Here is a 10006-nt window from a genome sequence, read left to right as displayed (position 1 = left end):
GCCCCGTACCCCACAACGTCTTAATGTGGGGCCACCCCTCGCTATTTATACGGGGGAGCCCACCACTAAATCGCCGGCGGGTTCAGCCCCCCAAAGTATTAGTGGGGGGCACAACAAAAGCCGTAATATTTTCAAAGGAAACAACTCCCCCACCACTAAACCGTTGGTGGGGCCCCGTACCCCACAACGTCTTAATGTGGGGCCACCCCTCGCTATTTATACGGGGGAGCCCACCACTAAATCGCCGGTGGGTTCAGCCCCCCAAAGTATTAGTGGGGGGCACATTATCCAACAAGATTCAGCGCGGTAGCCTTAATAAATTTTTCAATGTATCAAAGCCCTTACCCGTCTTGAAAAACCGTTCTCTCTTCTCTGCAATATCTTTCTTTTCAAACTCTTCAAAATATATCAGCTCAAAGGGTCTCCTGCCGCTGGTTGAGGAAACTTTTCCAGCATTGTGATCTTCGACTCTTCTCGCAAGATCAGCAGTTACGCCGATATAATGCCTTGAATCCCTCTTACTCTTTAACACATAAACGAAATGCATATCTTAACCGAATGACGCCCCCTTACATCACTTGCGGCGGGGGCCGGAAACTTGCTGCTACTACAACGACTTAGCTGTTTTGTCCAGCCCTAATGAAACTATCTGGATAGCCCAAGAATGACGGTAAATTGCGGGGGCCAACTCTGTTTTACTTGAAGATTTTGTGCCAATTTTGAGAATGTCAGCTATGTTGTCTTTTTATTCCGTATTTACCAACGAATAACTATCGGATTTATTGAAACAGGAATAGGATGGCTGATGCAAAGCGACATCAAACCGTTCTTCTCAAATATTTCAGAATCTCCTCGACCTTCATTCGTGAAGTTGCGATGACATCGTTGCAGGATATTCCTCCTGAAAAACTCCCAGCCATGAATATCCCCGGCTGTTTTGCGATTTTATCCTCTATCTCGGCAACCCTTAGCCTGTGGCCTATGTTGTACTGGGGAATCACCTGTCTCCACCTTTTGATGTGAAAAAAGACCGGCTCGACATCTATCCCCAAGGTATCGTCGAGATAGGCTGACGTCTGATTCCTGATCTCCTCATCTGGGAGATCTATGAAAGCAGGGTCCGTGGCTCCTCCGAAATAGCTCGTGATGAGAATCTCCGTCGATGGACAGCGATCAGCAAATAGCAAAGAGGAAAAAATGGTGCCAAGCCCCCGCTGTCCTTCCGAACGCGGGACTACAAAGCCTATGCCCTCGGGAACACTTTTCAGATCTTTCAGCCTGAAAGCCGTGTAAACGATCGCTATAGGAACATATGGTATAGCCATTATCGGCGCAATTATCTCCGGATCGATCTCTACGAGAAGCTCTCCTGCAACCGGCGCCGGCGTTGTAACTACGACTGCGTCGGCAGATATAACTCTGGCAGAAACATCTATTCGAACGCACGGTCTGTTCGACTCGTCTCGAAAGATGCCGAGTGCAGAAACTCCCTGCATCAGATTTCTTCGAAGCTCTTCCTCGAGGCGCGCGGTGAGCGTCCCCATCCCCCATTTAAACGACACTGGATTTCTGATCGCAAGCTTGCTCATCAGATTTTTTATCTTCGTAAGAACCTTCCCGTTCCTTCGTTCTATATCGGCGAGAAATGGAAATGCACTTTTTACCTCAAGCTGAAGAGGATCCCCTGCAAACCCTCTTGTGACGAATGGATCGACATAGGCGTCGAGAGCGTCCCTGCCGAGCCTTCTCACCGCAAATTCGGCAAATGATTCTGATTCGCATTCCATCCCCTTCTTGAAAATTTCGGAGGCGAGCCGCATCTTTCCAGACAGCGAAAGCACATCGCTTGAAACTGCCTGAAAGATGCTGCGGGGTATAAGATGAAGGGATCCGTTCTTGAAAATATAATTCTTTCTAGGATCTGATCTGCATTCTACTATCTGAGGATCTATCGAAAGTTCTCTGGCCAGTCGCAGTATCGCGTCCGAATCATAGGAGAAAAACTGGGGGCCGTGCTCTACTATGTAGGCCTCTTCCCTGAGGGCGCTTTTTACGTTACCTCCTACCACCGGGCTTTTCTCAATCAGGTCGATCTCTATTCCGCGTTTTTTCAGATAGTAGGCTATCGTGAGCCCTGATATTCCGGCTCCGATTATTATCACCTTTTTCCTCCGAAAGGCTTCGGCTCTTTCCATATTCGCAAACCCTATTACAAATTTGGATTAAAGTTAACAGCATTCGGATCGGCCGATATGATGGCCGAAGTGGTATATTCCGGTACAAATATGCATGTCTTAGTAAGCGACACGCCTATCCTTGCCGGACCTAGCAACGCCACTATCTTCTTCTGATCGAGAAGATCCGGGAAAGAAGGGTAACCGGGGCTAAACCTAGCTCCACGATCATCGTCAAAACCAAGCTCAGCCAGAATTTTCTTGTTCATCAAAACAGCCAGCGCCTCAGCCGCTTCAGCTGCAAGCCCTTTTATATAAAAGGCGTCGCTGTACATGCCCCTAGAAAACATCCTGGCGGCAACATCGGTAACATTTTTGCCGACCGTGACTATCTGGAAGGCCGCAAACCCTTCCGTAAAATAATCGGCAACGGACCTGTGCGGCGGTCTTTTCTCCCTCGGAAATTCAAAGCGAAAGCTCTTGTGCTCCCCCTCTACTATCAGCGCGCTGAATGACCTCCTGCATTTGAAATATCCGTATACGACTTTTGGTTCTATGACGGAACCTGCCCTGCATTTTGCCAGCGTCTTTTCATAGAGAGCCTCAACCTTGTTTTTTTTGAAATCATCCCACTGTTCAGAAAGGAGGCCTTTCTTAAATTCCCAACGCGCGGCGAAGAGTCTTTCCTTATCCATCAGAGGTTCGATATCTTCGAATGATATCGAATCTACGATCCTGCTTCCTATGAACGGTACGTCTGCCATACTCGGACCCTGTTACCTTCTTCCCATAATTTTTTCCATCGCCTCAAAGCCAGCAAATGCATCCTTGCAGTAATAGACTCTGGAGCTGTATTCGCGGGCCAGTACCTCGTTTACGAATGAACTTTTAAGCGCAGCTCCGCCGCATAGGACGGGGACGGAAATTCCGTTTTTACGAAACTCCGCCAGATTTTCGCGCATGATTTCGGTAGAACTGACGAGCAAGCCGGAGAGACCTATCGCATCGGCGCCACTTTTTTCGATAGCCTCCATTATTGCCGAGGCAGGCTGCTTGATGCCTAGATTTATGACTTCATATCCATTGTTGCTGAGAATCGCATCGACAAGGTCTTTACCTATGTCGTGGACATCCCCCATAACCGTCGCCAGAACGATCTTGCCTTTCTTTTCAAAAGTTTTTCCTGATAGAAATTTAGTTGCAGCATCTATAGCCTTCTTCATCACCTCTGCAGACTGAAGCACGAACGGAAGGGGGATCTCACCTGCACCGAACCTTTTGCCTACTCCCTCCATAGCTGGAAGCAGAACCGATCCTATCAGATGCTGAGGATCTGTTCCGGATGCCACAAGATCATCGACTATCTCCACTATTTCAGACCTGTCTCCGGAAATTATCTTACCCCTGAGGCGATCCTCTTTGCTGATTTTTTTCGAAGTCCCTTGCAAAACAACTTCACTTGGAACTACGTCGCCCATTCCTTTCATAAAGTCAGAAAGCGCAGACGCCTTTTTTCCGTCTATCAAAGAATCGCACAACCTTGTCTTTTCTTTTGGGATTGAAGCGTAAGGAAGTATGCCAGACGGATTTATGATTGCGGCATCGAGACCAGCCCTGATGGCGCGGTAGAGAAATACACTGGTTAGATATTTTCTGCCAGGCTGCCTCAACCCAAAGGATACGTTGCTGACGCCAAGAATCGTCCTGACGCCTTTCAATTTCTTTTTGATAAGCGGAATTGCAGCCAACGTCTCGCTGGCCGACTTTACAAGCCCCGCATCTCCGCTGGCCAGGGTAAATGTCAGCGGGTCTATGAAAAGAGACTCCCTTCCAAGGCCATGATCCTCGCAAATTTTTACAAGCCTCTGCGCCACCGCAATTTTTTTCTTGGCATCAGTTGCCATCCCATCTTCATCTATGACCAATGCGACAACAGCGGCCCCATATTTTTTAGCAAGACTTAAAATATGGGAGGCCTTTCCACCTCCATCTCCCAAATTGATCGAATTGATTATCGATCTGCCAGGTATCCTGGAAAGGGCCTCCTCGATAACATCCGGATTTGTGGAATCTATCATGAAGGGGATTTCCGATTTCAAAGCCGCCTGCGGAACGAGCCTGCAAAAACCCTGAACTTCATCTCTGCCCGGCAGCTCAAGACATATATCAAGCGCGTGGCTGGATGCCGCAGCTTCACCTATCATCGACACCATCGCATCGAAATTATCGTGCTCCAGCATCTCTCTAAATTTTTTGGACCCGTTAACATTCGTCTGCTCCGCCACTATGAAAGGGGGTGGTTCCTGATCAAAGTCAAGGGCCCGGTAAAGGCTGGAGACCCCTGCGATAACCTCAGGGTAATTGCGCCTCGCTGAAAATCTGCCGCAACCTTTCACAAGGCTCGAAAGTTTAGCGATATGATCCGGGGTAGTTCCACAGCATCCGCCTACGAAGGACACCTTGTATCTCAGCGCATAATCATACAGCTCCGAGGCAAAGTCAGCTGCTGACATCCTGTATATCGCCCTGCCACCTTCGCTTCCCGGCGTCCCTGCGTTGGGCTTGCATATCAGATGAAAAGGGGAGCGCTCGGATAAACCGGCAAGGTGTTGTCTCATTCCCTGAGGGCCGAGGCCGCAATTCAGGCCGAATGCAAATGGCCGATACGGCGACGCGCAGTAAAGCGCTGCATCTATCTCCGTCCCCAGAAGCATCTTCCCAGAGGATTCGATTGTGATGGAAACAAGGATCGGAATGTTTTTTTTGTACTTCGCGAGAGCGGCCCGCGATGCCGCCAACGCGGCCTTGAACTGCAGCGGGTCTTGACAGGTTTCAATATAGATGAGGTCGACCCCTTCATCTATCATTATTGATGCCTGGCTGAGGTATGATTCATAGAGATCGTGAAAAGATATGTGCGAAATGGTCGGCAGCTTCGAAGTGGGACCGATATCTCCCGCTATAAATTTATCGTTACCTCCAAAATCGGAAAGCGCCTTTCTGGCGATTTTCACCGCTTCGCGATTGATATTTTCAAACTCGGCCGAGGCAGAATGCTCGGCAAGCGCAATGCTCGAACCCTCGAAGGTGTTGGTGAGTACGATATCGGAGCCGGCCTTGAGGTAATCTACATGCAGTTTCTTCACGAGTTCAGGATCTGAAAGATTGAGCAGGACGCTGCACGGGGAATCGGATCCCATGAGGGCGAGAGTCGTCCCTATGGCTCCATCCATGATGACAGGTCTTTTTTTGATAATTTTATCGAACACGCCGGTCAAGCCGCCTTTCAGGGTACTGCAATTACTAACACGGCAGCCCGGCACAAGCAAGTTTGACCGCAAGTTAGAGGACGAAGAGATAAAAATGTATTATCGGTTTTTATTCGAACGCCTGAAGATAAGAACGCTCGCGGCAAGCGATATCATTGCCAGAATTCCGGAGGAAGATCCGGCTCCGCCAGCCATCATGCTGCATCCGCCATTTCCCTTCGTCCGATCGGGACCGAGATAGAAGCCATTCGATGCCCCTGGAGGAAATGTACTGCCTCCGGGAGTTCCTCCACCTCCGCCTCCTCCGCTTAACGATGGAGGACAAGCATCCCCCACCTTATCTCCATCAGAGTCGGCCTGGTCGGGATTATAGATCAGTATGCAGTTATCGCAGGCATCGCCGACTCCGTCTCCGTCGCTATCGTTTTGCGTTGGATTATAAACCGTGGGACAATTATCGGCCGCATCATCGAACCCATCGTTGTCGGTATCATGACAATATCCGGGATCCTGATTTGGATTTGGGACAGCCTTGCAGTTGTCGATATAATCCAGGACACCGTCGCCGTCGGAATCCTCGCACGCGTCCCCTATTCCGTTTCTGTTCCAGTCCATCTGGAATCCGCCTCGAAACGCTGCCTCGCTCAAGGAATCGGGATCGTTCCCATCGTAGCTTCCATCTGCATTGCAGTGCCATGGATCAGCATAACAATCGCCATTTGGCACCAGAGGACAATTGTCTACCGGCACGCCCTCCGGAAGCCCTTCGATAGGATCAGCGTAACCATCGCAATCGGAATCTTGAATCTGAGTTCCATTAAAATCGAAGAAACAGGCGTGGGCTATGCCTGACACAAAAAGCGTGGCCAAAGCCAACGCCGAGATAAAAATTGAAGGCCTCAAAATTTTTGTCATAAGAGCTCCCTTTGCCAACTATCCCAAACAGGGGCAGGACACCCAAGCGTCGTATCCCCTACACGATTATCGGCATAAGCGCAAATTTGTTGCGGCGTTTTTGTTGACGTTCATGGGAAGGCAAAGGAGCCCACTTTTATCGGTAAATACTATTCTTTACGCCTACTTATAGCGGTAATTGCCATCGGGATAAGCATCAGCGCCAAAGCGATCGAAGGGGTCGAGGCTCCACCGGCAGAGGCAACAAGCGTGCAGCTGCCATCTCCTGGTATCAAATACGAGCCGGGAACCTGCGGCAGATTCTCTCCCGGGTTGGTACGGATGGCCGGGTCACACGCATCGCCGCGACCATCACCGTCAGAATCGGCCTGATCCGGGTTCGCAACTATGCGACAGTTGTCCTCGCTGTCCGGGATGCCATCGCCGTCGTAATCCTTCATACACGCGTCGCCGTACCCATCGTCATCGGAATCCTTTTGATCCGGATTGAAAACTATCATGCAGTTGTCGCACAGATCTCCAACTCCATCCCCGTCGAAATCGCGCTGAGCAGCATTCGGATAGTTGGGACAATTATCGATCACATCGGGGATGCCATCTCCATCGGAATCCTCCCCAAGATTTATCTTTGCGCGGGAAAGTGAAACTTTCGGGCTATTATAGGAGAGAACGCTTTCCGGCATGGCTATCTGTACCCTGCCAGTCGCGCTTAGAAATTGTGGGGCAACTCCTCCGGCATTGCTCATATACTTGTCGAGATCTATTTCGCAGGAGATCACGCCCTTGCCATTATCAAAACATTCGACATCCTGGGATTCAAGCTCAGCCCCGGAGGCATCGAAGAGGAGGAATTTCTTGCTATACTCACTCATGCTCTTGGAAAGATTATCGTAATGCATCTTTGATATTGTTTTCGCCAGGTCAAATATCGCAACGAATTCACATGCGTACTTATTTCTTTCCTCGCCGATACATGAGATTTCAGCGCTATCCCCTAGGTATGCATGCAAGGTGATAGGAGCAAGATCGGGCATATCCATTGAGTATCCATGGCGCGGTATGGTGGTAAAATCAGTCCTAGACGGGAGGTATATATGCCGCGGCTGGGTGACAGCACTGCCTGACAGTTGGGTTTGGGCAAAAGCGGCTGTAGAGATGAGAAAACCGGCGGTTATTATAAAGATGGCGGATAACTTCTTCATGACCGAGCTCCTTCTTTATGTCACGCTCCCCCGAGCATATCCGTAGTTTGGAAAACCCCTTCCACTGTAGTTATCGGCAATTTTAGAGAAAGGTTGCTAGCTTTTTAATACTGTAAATATCTGACTTTATTTGATTAATTGCGGAGGAAAAAATAATCCCCACAATTCTGCCACCGGATTGTTATAAAATTGATATTATTGGAGATGGTGGATCGATACGGTTTAGAAATGAAGCTCGTTCCAGACTCAAAAATTTTCCGAGGCAGGCAACATCATGCAGCATGTTTTTAGAAGGTGTGATTTACGTTATTTTTTAAGATCTCTCCTAATGCGACTTCTAATTTTAACGGCCGAGAGACGGCTAATGAAAAGTGGCAGGAGAAGGGAAGATAAAAGCAGGATCGCTATAAAATTAAAACCATTCTCCGATCTGATCAGCGTACAGGCGCCCCCTTCGGACATCTGCGCAGATAAATTTTCAGCTGGGTCAACTGAATCAGAAGTGCCGATCTCCGTCGGACACCCATCCAAAACCCCATCCACCGGCGTCTCACCATCGATATCGTAAACTTCAGCCTCGTCGGGGCAGGAATCATCCTTGTTTATAATTCCGTCACCATCCTTGTCACACTCATCGGCATCTGGATTTTTTTCGCAATCGACCACGCAGTGATCAGGATTTACAATGCAATATATCTTACGCAGCTCATGCAGCCGAGCGTAATCGATGCCCAGCGTTTCGATAGCAGTGTGGTCGAGACTGCCAAAACCTGGTTGGCTTCTCAATTCAGGGACAGGTACTGTTATATTTACCTCATTATTGATAGATATAGATAATGCTTTTGATGTTACTGCATTTGTTCCTCCATCTGCCGCTGAAGAGGAAATTGTCATGAAAAAAAACAGGCATGTCAAAAAAACAAATTTTCTAAAAATACCCATTTAAAACCTCCTGTTGAAGCAGCTTCTGACAACTGCAATCTTCATGCCTAATATAGGATATCGTTCAAAAATCTAACTATTTGATATTATTAACTAATTTATTAGGCGGCCCCCTTCGCCCGGTGGAGCTATATTATTTTTAAAAAATGCGCCAAAATGCCTATGAGGGAGGCGGTTTTTCTCTGGCAATAGCCTTTAATCGCATAGTACTAGAGGCGGAGTGAATAAAAAAGCCAAGATACTGATAATCGGCGCTACGGGAAAGATCGGCTCCGCGATAGCAAAGACCCTCTCCGCTAAAGGAGCGAGGCTCGCGCTTCATTATGGAAGCAACAAAACCGCAGCCGAAAGGCTTGTTAAAGCGGTCGAGGCCAATGGCGCCGAGGCAATTGTGATTCATGGCGATCTCTCCGACATCGCCGGATCTGAGAGGGTCGTTTGTAAAGCGGCCAAAAAACTTGGCGGCCTGGAAGCCATGATATTCTGCGCTGCCTATTTCGAACGTTCGCCGATCGAAAAAATATCCGAAAAGATGTGGAGGAAAACGCTCGACATAAACCTCGCCGCACCATTTTTCTGCGCACGACGCGCGGCGGAAATGATGAAAGAAAATGGCGGCTCCATACTTCTTTTCTCTGATGTCGCCGCAAGAATTCCGTACGTCGGCTTTCTTCCGTACAGCATAGCAAAGGCAGGGCTCGAAGCGGTGGTAAAAGGTCTTGCGAAGAGCTTTGCCCCAAAAATTCGTGTCAACGCAATAGCTCCTTACGCTTCGGCGAGCTCCGACAAAGAAGGCCCTGCCGAGTGGAAAAAAATTATTTCACGCACGCTCCTAAAAAAGAAATCCGCGCCGGAAGAACTCGCTGAGCTGGCAAAGTTCATCATAACCGAAAGCAAAACCATGACCGGCGAAATAATCACGGTTGACGGAGGAAGGCTTCTCAAATGACATACAGCGTATCCAAAACATTTCGTTTCTGCTACGGCCACAGGCTTCTAAATGATCCGGGCAAATGTAAAAACATTCACGGGCATACGGCAAAGGTGACGATCCATCTGGAGAGCGATTCAGTAGATGAAAACGGAATGGTGGTGCATTTCGAAAATCTGAAAAAAACGATCGGAGAATGGATATCTGAAAATCTTGATCACACCCTTATCGTCAGCGCGCGAGATCCGATAAAGAAGTATCTTGACGAGAATGGTGAACGATATCTTGCACTAGAATCAAACCCGACTGCAGAGATGATAGCGCATTTCATATTCGATCGGACAAAGTCCATGGGACTTCCGGTGGCGAAAGTCGATCTATGGGAGTCGGAAAGCTCCAAAGCGACGTACAGAGTTTAGCAGAACAAATCAAAATCTAATCAGATAATTATATGTAGTAGCCAAGACTTGATCTGACAGTCGGCACCCTCCCGGGTGTCTGTCAGTTTAAGCCGCGATCAGTTTTTCTCTCGCAGCCGGTAAATTGTCCAAGAGCGTTTGCATCGGGGTCCTG

General features: G+C 48.6%; 9 protein-coding genes. 2 read left to right on the top strand and 7 right to left on the bottom strand.

Features of this window, described 5'->3' with window-relative positions; translation table 11 throughout:
• Positions 1-298: 298 nt before the first annotated feature.
• The 7 genes from GX659_02480 to GX659_02450 form a co-directional block, all read right to left on the bottom strand.
• Positions 299-547, bottom strand: a complete 249-nt coding sequence (locus GX659_02480; GenBank protein ID NLD27655.1) for a GIY-YIG nuclease family protein — start codon at positions 545-547, stop codon at positions 299-301.
• Between the two features lie 271 nt (positions 548-818).
• Positions 819-2195, bottom strand: coding sequence for a protoporphyrinogen oxidase (hemG, locus tag GX659_02475; protein NLD27654.1), 1377 nt, complete (start codon positions 2193-2195; stop codon positions 819-821).
• Between the two features lie 14 nt (positions 2196-2209).
• Complete coding sequence (locus GX659_02470) at positions 2210-2938, bottom strand: hypothetical protein (protein NLD27653.1); 729 nt, start codon at positions 2936-2938, stop codon at positions 2210-2212.
• Positions 2939-2950: 12 nt separating this feature from the next.
• Positions 2951-5443: a dihydropteroate synthase gene (locus GX659_02465; GenBank protein NLD27652.1), complete on the bottom strand. Its 2493-nt coding sequence runs from the start codon at positions 5441-5443 to the stop codon at positions 2951-2953.
• A gap of 99 nt (positions 5444-5542) precedes the next feature.
• Positions 5543-6358: a hypothetical protein gene (locus tag GX659_02460; protein ID NLD27651.1), complete on the bottom strand. Its 816-nt coding sequence runs from the start codon at positions 6356-6358 to the stop codon at positions 5543-5545.
• A 149-nt stretch (positions 6359-6507) separates the two neighbouring features.
• A complete protein-coding gene (locus GX659_02455) occupies positions 6508-7560 on the bottom strand; it encodes a hypothetical protein (protein NLD27650.1) in 1053 nt (350 codons plus the stop codon).
• Between the two features lie 306 nt (positions 7561-7866).
• Positions 7867-8454, bottom strand: coding sequence for a hypothetical protein (locus GX659_02450; protein NLD27649.1), 588 nt, complete (start codon positions 8452-8454; stop codon positions 7867-7869).
• A gap of 268 nt (positions 8455-8722) precedes the next feature.
• Between GX659_02450 and GX659_02445 the strand changes: the two genes are divergently transcribed.
• Together GX659_02445 and GX659_02440 are read left to right on the top strand one after the other, a co-directional pair.
• On the top strand, positions 8723-9451 hold the full coding sequence (locus tag GX659_02445; protein NLD27648.1) for an SDR family oxidoreductase: 729 nt from the start codon (positions 8723-8725) through the stop codon (positions 9449-9451).
• Entirely contained in the window at positions 9448-9852 is a 405-nt protein-coding gene (locus tag GX659_02440; protein NLD27647.1) for a 6-carboxytetrahydropterin synthase, read from the top strand. Before GX659_02445 ends, GX659_02440 begins: the two co-directional genes overlap by 4 nt.
• The last annotated feature ends 154 nt before the right edge of the window (positions 9853-10006 follow it).

The organism is Myxococcales bacterium, assembly GCA_012513515.1.
GTDB lineage: Bacteria > UBA10199 > UBA10199 > 2-02-FULL-44-16 > JAAZCA01 > JAAZCA01.
Note: the sequence above shows the minus strand (reverse complement) of the source record. Positions and strands in the feature narration are given on the sequence as shown.

What these genes read in the sequence shown, in the direction of transcription:
- GX659_02480 (NLD27655.1), bottom strand. Translation starts at nt 547, where the DNA reads ATGCATTTCGTTTATGTGTTAAAGAGTAAGAGGGATTCAAGGCATTAT.
- hemG (NLD27654.1), bottom strand. Translation starts at nt 2,195, where the DNA reads ATGGAAAGAGCCGAAGCCTTTCGGAGGAAAAAGGTGATAATAATCGGA.
- GX659_02470 (NLD27653.1), bottom strand. Translation starts at nt 2,938, where the DNA reads ATGGCAGACGTACCGTTCATAGGAAGCAGGATCGTAGATTCGATATCA.
- GX659_02460 (NLD27651.1), bottom strand. Translation starts at nt 6,358, where the DNA reads ATGACAAAAATTTTGAGGCCTTCAATTTTTATCTCGGCGTTGGCTTTG.
- GX659_02455 (NLD27650.1), bottom strand. Translation starts at nt 7,560, where the DNA reads ATGAAGAAGTTATCCGCCATCTTTATAATAACCGCCGGTTTTCTCATC.
- GX659_02450 (NLD27649.1), bottom strand. Translation starts at nt 8,454, where the DNA reads ATGACAATTTCCTCTTCAGCGGCAGATGGAGGAACAAATGCAGTAACA.
- GX659_02440 (NLD27647.1), top strand. Translation starts at nt 9,448, where the DNA reads ATGACATACAGCGTATCCAAAACATTTCGTTTCTGCTACGGCCACAGG.